This window comes from Salinimicrobium aquimaris, from assembly GCF_035607535.1.
In the GTDB taxonomy this organism is placed as follows: Bacteria; Bacteroidota; Bacteroidia; order Flavobacteriales; family Flavobacteriaceae; genus Salinimicrobium.
Genome location: NZ_JAYDZX010000006.1, coordinates 50,813 through 69,187, shown reverse-complemented (window position 1 = coordinate 69,187; position 18,375 = coordinate 50,813). Strand labels below are relative to the sequence as shown.

Genomic DNA, 18,375 nt, shown 5'->3' with positions numbered 1-18,375 from the left:
TAACATGAAAGAACTAACACAGGAAGAGTGGAGAAAAAAAATTGCTAATGACGAAGATGCTGTCATCCTTGATGTGCGTACAGAACAGGAAGTAGAGGAAGGTTACATACCCGGCGCCAAGGTCATCGACATCTATAAGGGGCAGGAATTTCTCGACGAAATAGATAATCTGGATAAAAGTAAAAACTACTATATCTATTGTAGGAGTGGAAACAGGAGCAGGCAAGCCTGTACCATTATGGATCAAAAGGGGTTTAATAACACCTATAATTTGATTGATGGTTTTTCCAAATGGGAGGGAGAGAAGACAGAATAATCCTACCAACAAAAAGTTAAAGTTTGAAGGCGAAAATCTGGAGATTTTCGCCTTTTTTATTTCCCGTGGCAGTAGGAGCAGCAATGGATTTCAGGAAATTTCCGGGCTCATGGGAATTCCATTTTTCATCTTAATTGAAGTGAAAAACTGAGATTGTAGCTGTTAAAAAGTTTCATTTAATGATTTAATAATATAGATTCGGGAAATCTTTTAACATTAACCTAAACAATTTTTTATGAATTTAAAGAAGTACTATTCTGGTTTTGCGGCTGCATTTGCCTTAACCGCAATGGTTTCTTGTTCGCAGGACGAAACCACCAATTTGCCAACTGTTGAAGAGCCTCAGGCAGCTCAGTCTTATTCTGAAGTTATTCCAGACCAATATATCGTTGTCTATCGGGAATCTGGTAAAATGAGCGGTGACCATCGCCTTAACAGCTTACAGGTGCAGCAAAAAACTCAAAACGTCCTTACGATGAATGCCATAGAAGGAGCTGAAATTGTACAGGTCTACAGTGCTGCTCTTAATGCAGTTACTTTAAAAATGTCCAAGAGCGACGCTCTTAAGTTGAGTAAGAGCAATGAGGTAGCTTATGTAGAGCAGGATCGAATCATAGCGCTGGCACCACCTTGTGGTACTCCTAATGGAGGTCCTTGTGAAGAACCTCCTGGAGAAGAAGATGGTGGTGGTGATGGTGGAACTGGAAGCCAAACTACTCCCTATGGGATCACCCGTGTAGGTGGGGCCGTTGTTTACGGAGGTAGTAATGTTGCCTGGATCATCGATAGTGGAATTGACCTGGATCATGAAGACCTAAATGTGGATGCTTCAAGAGGTTTTAATGCATTCACTTCGGGTAGAGACAGTGGTGCGCCAGATGATAATAACGGTCATGGAACCCATGTTGCAGGTACAGTAGCTGCCAAAAACAATAGCGTTGGAGTAGTAGGAGTCGCTGCAGGAGCCACCGTAGTTCCTGTAAAAGTTCTTGACGCCCGTGGTAGTGGATCTTATTCGGGAGTAATTGCCGGGGTTAACCACGTTGCCAAGTATGGGCAAACAGGTGATGTTGCTAATATGAGCCTTGGAGGTCCTGTATCTCAAGCTTTGGATGATGCAGTAGTTGCAGCATCTTCAAAAGTAAAGTTTGCTTTGGCTGCAGGTAACGAGAGTACAGATGCTAATAACTCTTCACCAGCCAGAGCGAATGGAACTAATATCTATACAGTTTCTGCTCACGATTCATCGGACAGATTTGCATCTTTCTCTAATTATGGAAACCCTCCTGTAGATTATGCTGCACCGGGAGTTTCCATCAATTCTACCTGGAAGAACGGTGGTTACAACACCATAAGCGGAACCTCTATGGCATCACCTCATGTTGCCGGAATTCTACTGCTAGGTAACATTACTACTAGTGGAAATGTCGTGGGTGATCCTGACGGTAGTGCAGATCCAATAGCACATCACTAGACCTCAACCAAATAAAAAATTAAAAGCGCCCTTTTTGGGTGCTTTTTTTGTTTTTGATGACTTTGGTCAGCCCCGCTTTTAGACCTAACATTTACCTTTATACAAACTTTACCTCCCATGCGTACTCTCGGCTTAATTGGTGGAACCTCCTGGCACTCCACTATAGTATACTACCGGCTCATCAATGAGATGGCCGGGAAAAGAACAGGCACTCAGGCCAATCCTCCCCTCATACTTTACAGCCTCAATGTGGAGCTAATGCGGGAGCACGATGTAGATAAGATCAAAACGACTTACCTGCATATCGCCCGACAGCTTGAGATAGCCGGCGCACGTGCCATAGTAATATGTGCAAACACGCCACACCTGGTCTATGATTATGTACATGATAAAATATCCATTCCTATTTTGCATATTGCCGATGCAGTTGGGATAGAAGCACAGAGAAAAGGTTTTAAAAAACTGGGGTTGCTGGGAACACGTCCTACTATGAGAGGTGATTTTCTACATAAGAGACTTAAAGACAAGTTTGGAATTAAGACCATAGTTCCCGAAGAAGATTTTCAGGATGAGATCCATCATTACATTGCCTCTGAACTGACTCAGGGAAAATTCACCGAATCTGCCAAATCCTTTTTTCTGGATCACATACAACTCCTGAAGGAAAAAGGAGCCCAGGCTGTGATCATGGGATGTACCGAGCTGCCCATCCTGATCAACAATGAGGACACCGATCTTCCCTTGCTGCAAAGCACCAATCTCCATGCAAAAATGGCGGTAGACTTCATCTTCCATACTGAAGAAAGTCCATAAAAAAAGAAGAGAGATCCCCCAATCTCTCTTCTTCTTTTCAAAACAAAAATTTACAAATTACCTTTAATTAAATCTCACGTGATGATTAAAAGGTATATGTAAAGATAAGTCTAAAGGTTTTTAAGAACCTATAGGTGAAAACCCCTATTTTTTACGCGTGAAATCTTCTGTACTTCGCCATGAGGAACATATAGACTGCATAGGCTACAAGACCGGCAGCCACAATGCCCATTAACCAGGGGCCGTAAGACGAATCCTGAAGGAATGCGAAAGCTTCCTGTGTGGTCTTTATTTCAGAAGGGTTAGAGTTTACTGCTGCCTTTATTGCAAAAAATCCAATAATAACCAGGATCACCCCGCGGGCACTCAGGCCAAATTCCGCAGTTTTTTTGACGCTCTCCCTCTTTTTCTGGTCCCCTAAGGCAGCAAGTCCCAGTTTTTTATAGTAGTCATTCTTGTATGCCTTGACGAACTGAAAGATCCCTGCAATGATTATTCCTGCACCAACGATCCCAATGATCCAAAGGCCAGTTTCACTTGCGAGAAAGGAAGATTGTTGAGCAGACCCCGAAGAGCCTGAACTTCCTCCTGTTGAACCAAATGCTTTAATGGCTGCAAGCACTCCAAACCCCAGATACAGCAGGCCACTACAAAAAAAGCCGATCCGCTTTGCAGTACCTTTCTTGTCATCTCCAATATTTTCCGGATCCTTTATAGATTGAATAAACCTCCAGGCAGCATAGCAGGCAAGGCCGAGAGCCATCAAAATAAGCAGGATGTTTCCAAAAGTTTGTTTTTCCAGGAATTCCAGAACCTGCATTTGTCCTGCTTTCTGACCTCCCATATCAAAAGCGGCCTTAAAGGTTAGAACTCCTATGATCCCATATACTACGCCTTTAGCGATAAAGCCGGCGCGGGCCATAGTCTTGATTTTTTTATCTATCATAATTTTTTGTGTTGGTTTTCTTCTAAATTAGAAGAAAGAGCTGTGAACACCAATGAATTATATAAATTTTAAGGGAATACTAATAAAAATGCCAAAATATCTGTGGAGAGTTTCTGCTGACTATTATACCTGAAGCTAGTCTTTCAACAAGTTCATGAGGTCCTGGTTTTCCTTCTTTTGAGCATAGGCAAAAGCAGTATTTCCCTGGGCGTCTCTCATAGTTTTATCGGCTCCCTTTTTCAATAACAATTGCGCAATCCTAACCTGTCCAAACATGGCGGCGAAAATGAGCGGGGTCGCACCTCCATAGTTTCGTGCATTCACGTCGGCGCCTTTTTCAAGGAGCATTTCAGCAATTTCAAAATTGCCTTTAAAGCATACTCCCATTAAGGCAGTATTTCCTGCAACATCCTTTTCATCTATGTTGGCGTTGTTTTCCAGGAGGATTCGGGTGATCTCCGGTTGCTCGTTATAGGTTGCAAGAACAATAGGGGGAAAGCCTTTTTCATCTTTTGTATAAGCTAAAGAAGGATCTTTTAATAGTTTTTGCTTCACTTCTTCAGTTTCACCGGATCTTATATTGTCGAAAATTTCCATATCAGGTTTTAATGCGCCTCAAAATTTTCATTTTTGAGCCACTGGTTAGAAGGTTTGTAGTTAACGGTTTGAGGTTTCAGTTTTAAATTCCATCCTTAAAAATCATTGAGGGTTTGGGGCCGGTCCGGAACCTTTTTGTTTCTGCTCTGCAGAACCTTCAGGCGGATAAGGGATCTTGTCCTCAATTTCTTTGATGTGCTCCGGGTCAAATCTTGGTAATTGCAGTTCTCCCTTCTGTTTCCATTCCCGAACCTTTTCTTCGGCAGTTTTGGATTTTTCTTTTGAGAGACCTGTGTCTTTTCCGAAGTAAATTGTTTGAGACGGGAATGCGAATCCTGTACCGCTTTCCCCTACAACATCCATGATACGCAGCAAAAGATCTTCTTTGACCTCCAAAAATTCGTCAAATGTGCTGGCTTTTACATAGGTAAAGATTTCCAGGTTAATTGAATCTGCTCCCAGGTTTATAAATCTCACCCGGGCAGGATCTGAAGTCACCATTGGGTGTGCATATAATATCGCCCTTAACTCAACCAGAAGAAATCTTATTTGATCTGGAGTGGTTTCATAACGTAGGGCAATAATAGGATGAAACCAGAATCTGTCCCTGTGCGCATAATTTTCTATTCTGCTGGAAGAGAATTCGCCATTGGGAATGGTAACCAGGGTGCGATCCAGGGTCCTTATGCGGGTAGATCTCATGCCAATCTTTTCAACTGTTCCCATTGTGTCTCCTACTTTACAAAAATCACCAACTCTAATGGGTTGGTCTGTGATCAACGTAACACTTCCAACAAAATTCTCAATGGTTTTTTGTGCTCCTAAAGCCAGGGCCAAACCACCTATTCCCAATGCGGCCAAACCGGTAGTAATATCTACACCAATTGCTCCTAGAATGGCTATAATACCAAATACTACTATAGCGATCTTGGCAGCTCTCTTCAGGAAAAGAGCAACAGATACTCCCGAAATATTTCCACGGGAGCTCATGCGGTTGGTGCTGAAGGTTCCGAGGAATTCCGATAAACGCCACAAAAGAATAAGGAAAGCAAGTAGCCCAATGACTACCGTGATCCCGCTAAACCGCTGGCGTAAAATGATGGATATGCCTATCTCCTTTGAGAGCATTACAAAAAGCCATACCGCGAGATAGAGCTTAACCGGAAGCGCAAAGGCTTTGAGCACTCCGGCTGTGGGTTCTGTGCGGGCTCTTCTCCATGCCAGTGGGATAATATATAAAAAGAACTGAATGATGAGCCAGGCTACAGCATAGGAGAATGCGGCCAGCAGCAGGATAGCCAGCCATTGCCCAACCGTTGCTCCCCACAATTCATATTGTTCAAGGACCGGAGGCATAATTCTGTGCAGCAGCAGGAGATCGTCCTCTAATGTTGAAAGTTCCTGAATATATTGTATGGTTTGATCTGAAAAAAGCCATAATGGACCGCCTTCAGGACCTTCTACTTTCTCCAGTAAAAGGTCAAAATCTTCCCGGGAAGTTGTTACCGTGCCTACTCTGTCCAAATGGTTTGGGAGATCATCATCCAATCTTCCCTCGGTATTGTTGCTCAACCAGGAATAGGGCATGATTTGCCCTCGTTGGTTGAGCAGGATCTCCAGTTGTCTTGCCAGTTCCTCGCTTAGGGCATCCTCGGCTTCCCCTTCAGAAACTTTGAAATATTCTCCTGCTGTGGCATAGTCTTTTTCGGCCACAGCAGAGAAGAAGCCGGCGACAGCACTCCTGGGAGTACGTCTTCCCAGGGCATCATCGGGCCATTCGGGTTCTGCAGGTTCCTCAGCTTCAGGTTGGGTTCCGGGGATCTGGGCCCGTAATTCGGGTAGGGATCCAAGCTGAAGGATGAAAGTTAAGCTGAAGAGTAGGAGGAAACGACTTTTAAAAATATAATTTTTCCGAAGTAATCTGTTCATGTTTTTCAACTGAAGTGTCTGTGACAAGAGGCCTCTAAAATGACATTTTTGGACCTTCTTAAGTAAAGGCTATGAATAGAACTAAAGATAGTAAAAATCGTCAAGGCTGTGGCAGGCCTTTAGGAAGCTTTTAGAATTTGCGCAAAGATCATCCCTTATCTGAAGCGAATTTCCGCTGTACTGTCCGGCGATGTTTCAGGTATAGTTTTGCATCTTCCAAAATAAGGTAGAGACATGGCACGATCAACAGGATGATGGAGGTGGCGAAAACAATTCCGAAGCCTAAGGAGATAGCCATAGGAATAAGGTAATAAGCCTGACTCGATGTTTCCAAAATTATAGGTGTTAATCCACCAAAGGTTGTGAGGGTAGTTAAGATAATAGGTCTGAAACGACGCAGGCCTGCTTCATGAATGGCCTCATAAACAGAGCATTCCCTGCGCTTTTTATTGGCGTAATCGATCATGATGAGGCTGTCGTTCACCACTACTCCCGTAAGGGCGATCACTCCCATAAGGCTCACCAGGGAAAGGTCGTATCCCAGAAGGATATGACCAATAACAGCACCCACAATCCCAAATGGTATTGCTGTCATTACTATAAGCGGTTGTACGTAGCTGCTAAAAGCTATTGCCAGCAGGACATAAATGATGAGCATGGCCATTGAGAAAGTGTTCCAAAGAGTATCTGTAGATTCCCGCATATCGGCCTGGCTCCCTTCAAAGGTCCAGGTGAGGCCGGGAAAATCGCCCCGCAGTTGGGGCAGTACTTCGGTTTGGATTGCAGCAAGTACCTGCCCCACGGTGTTGGCAGGTTCTACATCCATTCCCACATTCACAACACGGCGGCCATCGCGCCTGTTGATACTGGTAAAGGCTTCATCACGTTCTATCCTTACCACATCCAGTAACGGGACTTCGACTCCCTGCTGGGTCCTGATGAGAAAATTCTCCAGGTTCTGAATATTTCGCCTTTCCTCTAAAGGCAGTTTTACCCTTACTTCAATCTCGTTGATGGAACGCATTTGCCTCATGGCCAGGGCACCATAGAAGGCATCTCTTACCTGTCTTCCCACTTCATTGGAGGTGAGGCCGAGATTCCTCCCTTCGGGCAGAAGCTTGAAATCGAACTGCTGCTTTCCTTTGTTATAGTTGTCACTGATGTCACGCGTATTCTGGAACTCAGCCATTCTTTTGGAAAACGCCATGCTTGCCTTTTCAAGCACATTGATATCGGTGTGGCTAAGGTCAACGCTAATATCCTGTTGATAGCCGCCGGGGCCACGTTCAGCTTCAAATGTTATTTGATCCACTCCCTCTATTTCACCAATGTTATCCCGCCAAAGAGCGATGACTTCCCTGGCCGTCATTTCCCTTTCATCGGGCGGCTTCATTACGATCTCCACATCAATGAAATTCTGGCCTCTCACATTTGTTTTGACCCCTTCTGCTACTTCGAAAAGATTGTGTTCCTCAAACATTTCGAAGGTGGAATTGGTGATCTCTTCAGCTACTTTTGCCGATTGCTGGGTGGTGGTACCTTCCGGCAGTCGCACTCCGGCTTCGATCTCATCGGCAGCCACTTCGGGCATCATGATCATGCCCATATGATCACTATAGCCGTAACCTCCCACAATTATTAAGAGGGCAACAGCAGCCGTAAGGGTGATGTACCGGTACTTTAAAGACTTGTCGAGGAGAGGGCGGTAGTAATTGTGCACAAAGCTATCGAAGCCATTGGCAAATTTTTGCTGTAACTCTTCCAGTTTTAGTGCCCAGCCTTTGGCTTGTTTCTTCTTTAAGTGACCTAAATGGGACGGCAGAATAAAAAGTGCTTCAAAAAGAGAAACAGCCAATATTACGATCACAACCACAGGTAAGGGCCACCAGAATTTTCCTGTTTCACCCGGCATCATTAAAAGTGGTACAAAGGCAATTATGGTGGTGGCGATACTAAAAACCACCGGGCGGGATACATCTTTGGTGCCAGCTATTGCGGCATCTATTGGGCTTAACCCCTTTTTGCGGTATTCGTACACGTTCTCCCCAACCACAATAGCGTCATCTACAACAATCCCCAGGACTACCAGGAATCCAAACATGGAGATCATATTTATGCTTACACCAATGAGGGGCAAAAAGATAATCCCGCCAATAAAAGATATGGTCATTCCCATCATGACCCAGAAAGCGAGCCGGTATTCCAGGAAGAGGGTTAAAATGATCAGCACTATGACTATAGCCATCAATCCGTTCTCTGTAAGCAGGGAAAGACGTTCACTATAATCTTCTGCACGGTTGCTGTCAATGCGATATTTTACACCGGGCGGTAACTGGAAATCGCCAAGGATCTTTTCGACCTCCTCTGCGATCTCCAGGGGAGATTGGTCACCGACTCTGTAAATACTCAGGCTAACTGCCGGTTCCCGGTTGAATTGTCCGTGAAAACCTGTTTCCTCAAATCCATCTGTCACGGTAGCTATTTCTCCTAAAGTAACCTTGGCTCCTGAATCTGAGTTAATGATCGCAATTTTCCTGAATTCTTCTGCCCATTGTTTTCTTTCTTTCATCCTTAAAAGAATCTCGCCGGTTGCAGTCTCTACGGCGCCTGCGGGGACATCTTCACTGGACTCGGCTACTATACGGGCGACCTGGTCAAGAGTGAGATTGTACTTCCGCAGATTATTTCGGGGGATTTCTATATGAGTAAAATAATCGGGCACATTTCCCAGTTCTACCTGGGTGATCTGCGGATTGCTCAATAGGATGTTGCGGAGTTGCTCCCCCAGCTGCCTCAAGGTCCAGATATCCACCTGCCCATAAAGGCTTATTTCCATCACGTCCTGCTGCTGTAATTGCAGGCTCACCTGGGGTTGTTCGATGTCATCGGGAAAGGTCCGGATCCTGCTTACAGCCTGATCAATATCCTGAAATGCCTTCATGCGATTTGTGCCGGCAATAAGCTCAATCACAACTTCCCCCGAACCTTCCCTGGCAGTTGAGACGATCTCCTTTATGCCCTGAATACCGCGAATGGCTTCTTCCACAGGCAACAAAATACCCTGTTCTACCTCGGCCGGGGCTGCACCGGGATACTGTACATTTACGTTTACATAATCAAGCTGAAACTGAGGAAATACCTCCTTCTGAATTTGCAGCATGGTCCAAATTCCGCCGGCAATAAGCAGAACCATTAGCAAATTGGCTGCAATGGAATTGCGTGCCATATAATCAATGATCCCTTCCTTCCTGATATTTGAGTCTTTTTCTGCCATTATTCTATGCTGTCACTATCGCTGCCGGTACGGGTGACCGGATCTGCCTCGGTTCGTACTGCAGCCCCCTCCGCTACCGTACTCAAATTAGTAGTAATGACCTTTTCACCTTTTTCAAGTCCTTTAGTTATGTAGGCATATTGGCTATCTGTGAGTAAAACCTCCACTTGCCTGATGAAAAGCTTTCCATCCTGCATTACCCAAACTTTGTCATTATCTCTTAAGTAGTCACGATCAAGCCGCACGACATCTTCAATTTCATTTCCTTCAATGAGGCTTTCTACAAAGGTCCCAATGATCAATTCGGGTTTACCTGCAGCAGAACCTTGTGCAAGAGGATCGGGGACTTCCACTAGAATTCGTGCCAATCTTGTTTGGTTGTCCAATGCACCCACCCGGCTGGCAACATGACCTGTTCTATATGTCTCGGCAGGCCATGCAGCAGTATTCCTGATCCTTACCAACGAGCCTTTCTCGTTCTCTGAACCCGGAAAGCGCAGATATTGCAGTCGGGAAACCAGAAGGCTTAAGATCACGCGATATTTCTCTGTACCAACCAGTCTTCCCAGGTCCTCACCGGGAGCTACCTGTGAACCTGTAGTAACGTTTTGCGTAAGGATGTGAGCATCAAAAGGCGCTTTGATGGTGGTTCTTGCCAGCTCCAATTGCGCCTGGTCTACCGCGGCCCGGGCTGCCTTGATCCTGGCTTTGACGGCGTTGAGTTGTGGCTGGCGCAACACCAAAGCTTGTTCTTCGGGAGTGAGACTTTGATCTCCCACCAGCTCCAGATCCTGCTGGGCCACTTCCTGCCGGCCCATCTCTACATCAAGATTGGTTTGAGCTTGTAGCAGTTCACTGCGACGCAGTTCCAGATTGTTCCTGTAATCTGAAGGATCTATTTGCAGGAGAAGGTCTCCTTTGTGTACAAACCCACCGGGTACAAATGCAGGTGCCCGGCGAATAACTTCTCCACCCACTCGGGCGCTAAGGATCACATCCTCTACTGGTTCCACCGTACCGGTAGCGAGCAGGAGAGGAGAAAAATTTCCGGCTTCTGCTTCTGTAACGTTCACCAGCATTGCCATCTCCCGGGTAGCCCCTTCTTTTTGTGCAGTTGGTTCGCTTAGAAAGATAAAGGAGGTTATCACTGCCGCCCCTACCATTATGCCTATACAAATAATAACTATTTTCTTTGTGCTCATTCTTTAATCTTTAAAGACTGCTTGTTTCCGGAGGGTCAAAGGCGCCTGCCAATGCCCTGTAAAGCCCAATGCGTATTTCCAGGAGCTCCTGCCTTGCTTCCAGTATTTCCCTTTCAAGCTGCTGTTGCTCATCCAGGGCTAACAGCACATCCAGGTAAGGACTTAGACCGTTCAAAAATTCTATTCGCAATTGTTTTGATGTTTTGGCAGACAGATCAAGCCTTCTTTCTAAAACCTCCAGTCTCTCAATTTGTTTATACTCCTGAAAAAGGGCATTTTCAACCTCCTCAAATGCTGTAAGTACAGCCTGCCCGTATTCGAACAATCGCTGATTCTTCACTGCCTCTGCACGATCTGCCTCGGCCGAAAGTCTGCCGCCATAGATGAGGGGTGCTACTAAATTTCCTGCCAGGCTGTAAGTCCAGTTCTCAAACAGTTTATTGATGTCGGCGGAATTAAATCTTCCCTGGGCCTCAATGGAAATCACGGGGAACTTACTCCTAACGGCAAAAGCCAGTTCCCTGTCGGCAGCAAGGACCAGGCTGTATGCCCGCTGAAGATCGGGACGGCGACGAACGAGCTCCAGGGGTAGTCCGGTCTCCGGAAGCGGAGGCAGATTGGGAATTATTCCCGAAGAAAATTCCTCAATATTTTGTGGAGGCCGCCCTAGCAGTACTGCCAGTCGGTTCTTCAGGATCTCGAGGTTAGTTTCGTAAAAGATCTTCTGGTCCCTGGTACTTTCAAGTAGCTGCTCCTGCCGCAGGATGTCGACCGCGCGAATTTGTCCTCCTGCAAATCTTGCCCTTATAAGTTTTACAATATCCTCATTGGTCTTTATTTGTTGATTTATGAGCTCAAGTTGGCGGCGGGCAGTGAGCAATTGATACCAGGTAATGGAGATCTCTGCCGAGATGGTCATTGCAGCTGCCTGGTAATCGCGGAGAACAGCTTGGGCGTTAAATTTTTCTGCCTGTATTCCGGCCCGTATCCGCCCCCAGAGATCAATTTCATAAGAAGCAGCGAGACCGGTCTGTAATTGAAAGTCCTGTGAAAAATTCCCCTGGGGTGTGTTCTTATCTATACCTGCGAAGCCATCGACCTGTGGAAAGAGAAAAGATCTTTCCCTCTTTACTACTGCGAGTGCGGCTTTGTATTCCTGCCAGTTACCTGCCAAAAAGAGGTTTTCCTGAAGCCCTTGTTGAACCAGGGAATCCAGTACCGGATCTTCAAAACTTTGCCACCAGTTTTCAGGAAGTGATGCAGTGCCTGTGGCTGTAAATTCCTGAGGGTCCTGAATGGGAGCTTCTTGTGGAGCCAGGCGCGGCGTACATGAGGAAAGGATCAGGATTAAAATAAGGGCAGGCAATCCTGCCCTGCCGGAATGTAGAGAAATAAAGGATTTCCAAAAGTAGTATGGAATTTTCTTTGGCTTCAGTTTATAGTTTCTGTTTAGGTTGTACTTTTCGTTTAAACCTGCTTTACAAGGATAATGAGCGAATAATTCTAAAGTTACAGATTTTTTATTTGCAGGCAACAGCAAAGAAGAGCTCTTAAAAATGTCATTTTTGGACCCTCTTCCTGTGAAACCAATCCTTATTACCAGCGCCAAAAATGCTATCTTGGTCCCATATTTTATACATATTGAATTTTTCAGAATTTTTCTCTTTTAAGCCAAAGCCGGAATTCAAAGTAGGCATAAGCCTTAGTGGCGGAAGTGCCCGCGGCTACGCACATGTTGGAGTACTAAAGGCGCTTCATGAATACGGGATTGAACCCCAAATCATCTCGGGTACCAGTATGGGAGCTGTTGTGGGTGCGCTTTATGCTGCCGGGTACTCCCCGGGGGGCATTAAAAAGATCCTCACCGAAGAAACCTTTTCCAAGATGACCGGGTTTTCCTGGAGACGCACCGGTATCTATAAACTGGAAAAAATGAAGGTAGCCCTTCATAAATATATTAGCGAAGATGATTTCCAGGCCCTGAAAAAACCTTTTTATCTGGCCCTTTCAAATCTCAATGACGCCTGCGGCGAAATGCGCTGCAAAGGCCCTCTCTTTGATTATATCATGGCCAGTTGCTCTGTTCCCGGATTTTTTGCCCCTATTATTCTTGATCAGGTGAATTATGTTGATGGCGGACTCTTTTGCAACCTTCCGGCTTCAGCCATTAGGGATAAGTGTAAATATCTTATTGGTTCTCACGTGAATTATCCCGGGCAAAAGGCGAACTTCCCGGGACCAAGAAGTATCATGGAGAGAGCAGTGAATCTGGGGATTACTCAAAATTCAAGGCCTGAAATGGAACTGTGCGATTTCCTGATCGATCCACCGCAAATGCAGAACTACACCTTGTTTGATTTTAGCAGGATAGAAGAGATCATTAATGTAGGCTATGAACATACCCTTCAAATGATCAAAAATGGGGAAATCCCTGTGAAAAAACTTCGCACTTCAGCAGTTAGGAGCTAACAGTATTTTTATCCTTCAAAAAAAGAGGCAATCCAAAAATCTCATATTCTATCGACCTGAACCTGTAATAGTTTCTGATCCGCCTGATTTATCGGATATCAGAATTGCAAAACAACTTCAGAATAAAGTAAAATCAGTTTTTTTGGACAGCCTCCTGAATAAAGACAGTTGAAACCTATTGGGCGGGGGTAAATTCGAACCTTTGTCCTCCAACAGAAATACCTGCCATTGCACCAGCCTTGGGAACGGTAACAATTGCCACCCCGTCCTGGAATTCCAGATCTTCTGAGAATCCTTCATCCAGGATCACGGCAGATGCATTGGCGCTAAGTTCATAGCTTCCGTTTTGGAATCTTTCAAGAGCTTCATCGGTTTCAAAGAAAAGAACTTCTACAAAGGCCTTACCTCCCAATTGAAGTCCCACGTCAACCTGCTTTAGATCGGCGTATCCAATCATGCGCCCGTTTTGATAAACAACTCCGTTTCCTGAAGCTCCTCCAATAATGTATGCTCCTTTACCTACATTTGGGAAGATAGCATATCCCGAGGCTCCGTTGAAATAATCAGCCATCATAGGATATTCTCTTTCTATCATCGCTTTTTCCTGCCTGGCATCAGAAATTAAATCGTCCCCGGTCTTTTTTGCTCCTCCACAACTTGCAAGGGATATCACCAGTAATACCAGGATGCTGCGGTAAAAATTGATCTTTGGTGTTTTCATCTTTTGTTATTTTGAATTTCGACATTAATTTATGCCACTTTTGAATCATTTTGTGTTAAGCGCCTGTTATTTTACTGATTTTAAAAGTATTAGGCATTTCGATTCTGAAATAAAGCTTCGGTAGAAATACGGGGTGTCAAATGTTATTTTTGATGGTCTTGTTTTCCTTGTCCAGATCCAATAAATCCTGTAGAATATTAAGCTTTTTGTATTTTATTATTATCTTCAAAATCTTACAAAACCTTCTGAATTCAGCCTCTCTAAATTTTGCTGGCAGGTTTAAATCAGAAAAAAATTATTAGCAAAACAGATCTTTAGGATCCCGATCGAATCCCGGATCATAGATGAAGAAATTTTTCAGAACCCGGAAAAAAGATAAAGTCATTCCTTCCAAAAAAGGTGGTTTAGGCACCTTTGGAGGAGTTTTTACACCTTCAATTCTTACCATTCTGGGTGTCATAATGTACTTGAGATTTGGCTGGGTCGTAGGGAACGTAGGGCTGATAGGCACGCTTCTCATTGTCACAATTTCTGTCTCTATCACTTTCCTCACTGCACTCTCTGTAGCTTCGATCGCAACAGACCAAAGGGTGAGAGGAGGAGGAGCATATTATATGATAAGCCGGTCGCTGGGAATTGAGGTGGGAGGAGCTGTTGGTATTCCGTTATTTATAGCTCTGGCGCTTTCGGTAGCGCTATACACTGTAGGATTTGCAGAAAGTCTGGTGAGTGTATTCCCATCCCTCGATTTTAAGGCAGTAGGTCTTCTTACTACCATACTCATAGCTGCATTGGCACTCATCTCTGCCAAAATTGCCATCCGGGCGCAGTATTTTATTATGTTCGGGATCGCGCTTTCACTGCTGTCGCTCCTTTTTGGGAGCCCGCTTGAAGATACGACCGTAGAACTTTGGGGAGCAGCCGACAGACATTCTGAAGGTTTCTGGATCGTCTTTGCAGTTTTTTTTCCTGCTGTCACCGGCATCATGGCTGGGGTAAATATGTCTGGAGATCTTAAAGATCCTGCGAGATCTATTCCTAAAGGAACCTTTGCCGCTGTAGGTGTAGGTTATCTTATCTATATGACCTTACCTGTGATCCTTGCAACCCGTGCAGATGCGCTGAGTCTCATAGAGGATCCTTTGATCATGCGGAAGATGTCATACTGGGGAGATGCGATCCTTATCGGGGTTTGGGGAGCTACGCTTTCAAGTGCCGTGGGAAGCATATTGGGTGCTCCCAGGGTGTTGCAGGCACTGGCGAGAGACCGGGTGCTGCCCGGCTGGCTCGGAAAAGGATCCGGAAAAGATGACTCCCCGAGAATGGCTACCTTTTTTACCCTCGGGATCGCTCTTGTTGCGGTTTTCTTCGGAAATCTAAATCTTATCGCTCCTGTACTCACCATGTTCTTTCTTACCACCTATGGAGTTCTAAATGCAGCTGCAGGTCTCGAGAAAATGCTCGACAGCCCGAGTTTTAGGCCCAAGTTCAAGGTACACTGGATATTTTCCCTTTTAGGAACCCTTGGCTGTATCGCTGTTATGTTTCTCATCAATGCCCTGGCTACAGCTTTGGCACTCATGGTGGTCATCATCATATTCCTGTGGCTGCAGAAGCGCAGGATGGAAACAGCATGGGGTGATGTTCGCATGGGGATATGGCTCACCCTGGTGCGAATGGGGCTGCTCAATCTTAGAAAAGAGAGTGAAGCCAAGACCTGGAGGCCCAATCCTCTTGTATTATCGGGTGCTCCCACCAGCCGTTGGCACCTTATTGACTTCGCAGCTTCTATAAGCCATGACCGCGGAATCCTCACCGTAGCCACGGTTCTTACCGGTAGCTCATTATCTAATGATCGCCGGAAAAAAATAGAGGAGAACATCCAGGATTTCCTGGAGAAAAATGATACCTCGGGCTTTGCCAGTGTGATTTCGGCATCAGATGCTTATGTCGGCGCGAGCGAATTCGTAAAATATTATGGACTGGGAGCTTTATCACCCAACACAATAATCCTGGGGGATAGTGAGAATGAGGTAAACCGGCAGAAGTACGCCGACATGATCACTCATTTTCATGAGCTGAACAGGAATGTGATCATTGTTGCCAATGATGATGACAAGGGTTTTGGAGAACGGGAACAGGTCGATATTTGGTGGGGTGGAGTAAAGGGAAACGGAGGATTACTGTTGATCCTTGGGCACCTGCTAAAGCGCAGTCGTTCCTGGCGGGATGCAAAGGTCACTGTTAAAATGATGGTACACAACGAAATTTCGGCCAAAGATGCAAAACGCAACCTGTCTTCTATTATTAAGAAGTTGAGGATAGATGCGAAGCTGGAGATCATTGTTTCTAATGGCCGCTCTTTTGATGAAGTGCTGCATCATTCCTCGAAAGATGCAGATATGGTGCTACTAGGTTTGGCGGTGCCCGATGCTAACTTCATCAACTACTATAAACGCATGCAGCATCTCATTGCTCCTTTACCCACAACCATCTTTGTACTCGCAGCAGATGAAGTTTCTTTTAGGGAAGTGCTGCTCCAGGAGGAAACTTTTACCGTCAAGTAGTCGGAATGAGATACCGGAAATCTTGATCTGAGAAAGTAAAATCCTTATGATATGTTAAAAATGCAGTAGTTTTGATGGTGTAAACACCTGAAAATCATAACTTAATCAATTAAATTTATGAGTTATGAGAAATAAATTACCTATTCCCATCTTTTCCCTTGGCCTTTTAGTATGCTTTACTGCGGTGATGGCTTATAACAACATTTTTCTTCCTCAGGAGGAAAAAATGGCCGAAGGCGAAACGGCAGGCTTGCTGCAAACTTCTTCAGAAGAGTTAGCGGTTAATTTTAGTTCGGATCTTTCAGAAGATCTTCGGCAGGATACTAATGTTTTACTTACGGTAGATACAGAAAAGATCAATGAAGGAAACAAAGAAGAAATGGTGTTGATCACCGATGATCGTTCAGATCCTTCAGAAAATAGTCGAAAACCTTCAGATCATGTCGCCCTTGTAGATAAGAATATGAAGATCTACTGGAGTGCAGAACCTCTGGATCCAGACCTGGGAACAACGGTCGATGTGCTGGGTATCTTCAGAAAAACCGATGGGGGAGCTGAAATTCTGGAAGGAGTTTTTCGCGATCCTAACAGGGATGGGATTATAATGGGAAAGATCAAAAACAAAAAGGTGCAGGGATTGGAATATTACAACATCCTTATTAGGGTGAATGGGGAAACACCTGAAACTTTTCTTATCGATCCAAAGATAAGGATGACAGATTAAAGGTTGAAGAAACTACTGGAATGGTCTGTCCCTGGCATATGAAACTGTAATTAAATTTCCCGTTATACAATGAGGGTAGAGGCAGTATAACACAACGGCTCTTAGGCCTGTGACTCAAGCCTTGTTTTATGAACTCCGGGCTCGTTAGCGTCTTTACGAAGAATAACTTCAAAGGTAGTTCCTTCTTTTTCATTACTCGTAAGACTTACTTTACCACCATGAGCCTCAGCAACTATTCTTACGAGGTACAATCCCATGCCCCAGCTTTTCGCGCTTTGTTGATTTCCACCATCCTTTGTATTCATAAATTTAAAAACTTCTTCCTGTTTTTCCTTGGGAATAGGATTTCCTGTATTGTGAATCTTTATAGCAACCTCTTTTCCTATATCTAACACAGTAATTCTAATGGGAGATTTTTTTTCTCCGTATTTCACTGCGTTTGATATAAGATTTTCAAGAATTCTTCTTACAGCAGCACCGTCAAAAATGCCATCTATTTGCTTTTCCCTTACATCCAGGATGATTTTATTGGAATAGATCTCACGAGACTCCTCATAAACCCATTCGATATCTTCAATTAAATTAGTCTTAGTGAAATGCATTGTTATTCCTTCACCGGCTTTCACCGTTATAGCATCGAGAAGACCTTCAATAAGTTGCAGGGAATTCTTCATGCTTTTTTTCCCCATTTTCTTCAAGTAATGAACCCTTTCAGGATCATCTTCACAGTCAATGTGATCAATTGCCAAATAGGCTGTGGCTAAAGGGTTTCTAAGGTCATGAGCCAATGTGCCTACCAGTCTTTCCCGCATTTTCTGCAAAGATTTGGAAAAAGAATCGGCAGAATATATCATCGCGGTTTCAACGGCATAGTTCAAAATATTTCCGACCTCCTCATTGTAAGCTCCTGCATCCCTTATAAGTTCTACAAGAGTCCGGTGAAAAATCATATACTCCTGGAGAATTTGTTTAATAGCATAATTTGAGGTGGAGGCCCTATGCCTTCCATGACCCATACTATTACTAATGATCTCCTCGAATTTTTCACCTTGCTTTACCTGTTCAAAGTTGTCATACCTATCCATTATCTTCATAATGTCATTCAAAATATGAGAAAGTTGATTTCTTAGAACAAGACTTTCGGTACCCTTAGCAACTTCTATTTCGGAATTGACATTTTCTTCCCAGATGTTGATGATCTTTTCATTATTTTCTTTTATATAGTTGGCTGCCTTTTCCATGGTAAGAGATTAGTTTGTTAAATATATACTAATTTCTCTTTAGGTTAAAATTAGAAGATGCTTTGAGATAGAAGTTGTTTGTATAGTGGTATAATCAGGAGG

At 44.4% G+C, this 18,375-nt stretch carries 14 protein-coding genes; 6 read left to right on the top strand and 8 right to left on the bottom strand.

The features are described 5' to 3' along the window. The first annotated feature begins 4 nt into the window (after window positions 1–4). From VR862_RS08590 to VR862_RS08580, 3 genes are all read left to right on the top strand, one after another. Window positions 5–316: a rhodanese-like domain-containing protein gene (locus VR862_RS08590; RefSeq protein ID WP_324720551.1), complete on the top strand. Its 312-nt coding sequence runs from the start codon at window positions 5–7 to the stop codon at window positions 314–316. Between the two features lie 235 nt (window positions 317–551). After that, window positions 552–1,790, top strand: coding sequence for a S8 family serine peptidase (locus VR862_RS08585; RefSeq protein ID WP_324720550.1), 1,239 nt, complete (start codon window positions 552–554; stop codon window positions 1,788–1,790). A gap of 117 nt (window positions 1,791–1,907) precedes the next feature. Next, entirely contained in the window at window positions 1,908–2,603 is a 696-nt protein-coding gene (locus tag VR862_RS08580) for an aspartate/glutamate racemase family protein (RefSeq protein ID WP_324720549.1), read from the top strand. A 151-nt stretch (window positions 2,604–2,754) separates the two neighbouring features. Here VR862_RS08580 and VR862_RS08575 read toward each other — a convergent pair whose 3' ends face one another. The 6 genes from VR862_RS08575 to VR862_RS08550 form a co-directional block, all read right to left on the bottom strand. Further along, entirely contained in the window at window positions 2,755–3,549 is a 795-nt protein-coding gene (locus VR862_RS08575) for a DUF1206 domain-containing protein (protein WP_324720548.1), read from the bottom strand. A 135-nt stretch (window positions 3,550–3,684) separates the two neighbouring features. Beyond that, window positions 3,685–4,146: an ankyrin repeat domain-containing protein gene (locus VR862_RS08570; protein ID WP_324720547.1), complete on the bottom strand. Its 462-nt coding sequence runs from the start codon at window positions 4,144–4,146 to the stop codon at window positions 3,685–3,687. Between the two features lie 102 nt (window positions 4,147–4,248). After that, entirely contained in the window at window positions 4,249–6,075 is a 1,827-nt protein-coding gene (locus tag VR862_RS08565) for a mechanosensitive ion channel domain-containing protein (protein ID WP_324720546.1), read from the bottom strand. A gap of 148 nt (window positions 6,076–6,223) precedes the next feature. Further along, a complete protein-coding gene (locus VR862_RS08560) occupies window positions 6,224–9,349 on the bottom strand; it encodes an efflux RND transporter permease subunit (protein ID WP_324720545.1) in 3,126 nt (1,041 codons plus the stop codon). Beyond that, the gene (locus tag VR862_RS08555; protein ID WP_324720544.1) at window positions 9,349–10,551 is read right to left on the bottom strand and encodes an efflux RND transporter periplasmic adaptor subunit; all 1,203 of its coding nucleotides are present in this window, start codon (window positions 10,549–10,551) and stop codon (window positions 9,349–9,351) included. The genes VR862_RS08560 and VR862_RS08555 overlap by 1 nt, the downstream gene beginning before the upstream one ends. A gap of 10 nt (window positions 10,552–10,561) precedes the next feature. Further along, on the bottom strand, window positions 10,562–12,160 hold the full coding sequence (locus VR862_RS08550) for a TolC family protein (protein WP_324720543.1): 1,599 nt from the start codon (window positions 12,158–12,160) through the stop codon (window positions 10,562–10,564). Window positions 12,161–12,162: 2 nt separating this feature from the next. Here VR862_RS08550 and VR862_RS08545 point away from each other — a divergent pair, with 2 nt between their 5' ends. Next, window positions 12,163–13,020 carry a patatin-like phospholipase family protein gene (locus VR862_RS08545; protein WP_324720542.1) on the top strand — a complete coding sequence of 286 codons (858 nt, stop codon included), beginning with the start codon at window positions 12,163–12,165 and terminating at the stop codon, window positions 13,018–13,020. Window positions 13,021–13,195: 175 nt separating this feature from the next. Here VR862_RS08545 and VR862_RS08540 read toward each other — a convergent pair whose 3' ends face one another. After that, a complete protein-coding gene (locus VR862_RS08540; protein WP_324720541.1) occupies window positions 13,196–13,741 on the bottom strand; it encodes a lipid-binding SYLF domain-containing protein in 546 nt (181 codons plus the stop codon). 344 nt (window positions 13,742–14,085) lie between these two features. Here VR862_RS08540 and VR862_RS08535 point away from each other — a divergent pair, with 344 nt between their 5' ends. Then, entirely contained in the window at window positions 14,086–16,308 is a 2,223-nt protein-coding gene (locus VR862_RS08535; RefSeq protein ID WP_324720540.1) for an APC family permease, read from the top strand. 124 nt (window positions 16,309–16,432) lie between these two features. Continuing rightward, window positions 16,433–17,032, top strand: a complete 600-nt coding sequence (locus VR862_RS08530; protein WP_324720539.1) for a hypothetical protein — start codon at window positions 16,433–16,435, stop codon at window positions 17,030–17,032. 101 nt (window positions 17,033–17,133) lie between these two features. Here the strand turns inward: VR862_RS08530 and VR862_RS08525 are convergent, their stop codons facing one another. Beyond that, complete coding sequence (locus tag VR862_RS08525) at window positions 17,134–18,273, bottom strand: sensor histidine kinase (protein WP_324720538.1); 1,140 nt, start codon at window positions 18,271–18,273, stop codon at window positions 17,134–17,136. Window positions 18,274–18,375: the final 102 nt, after the last annotated feature.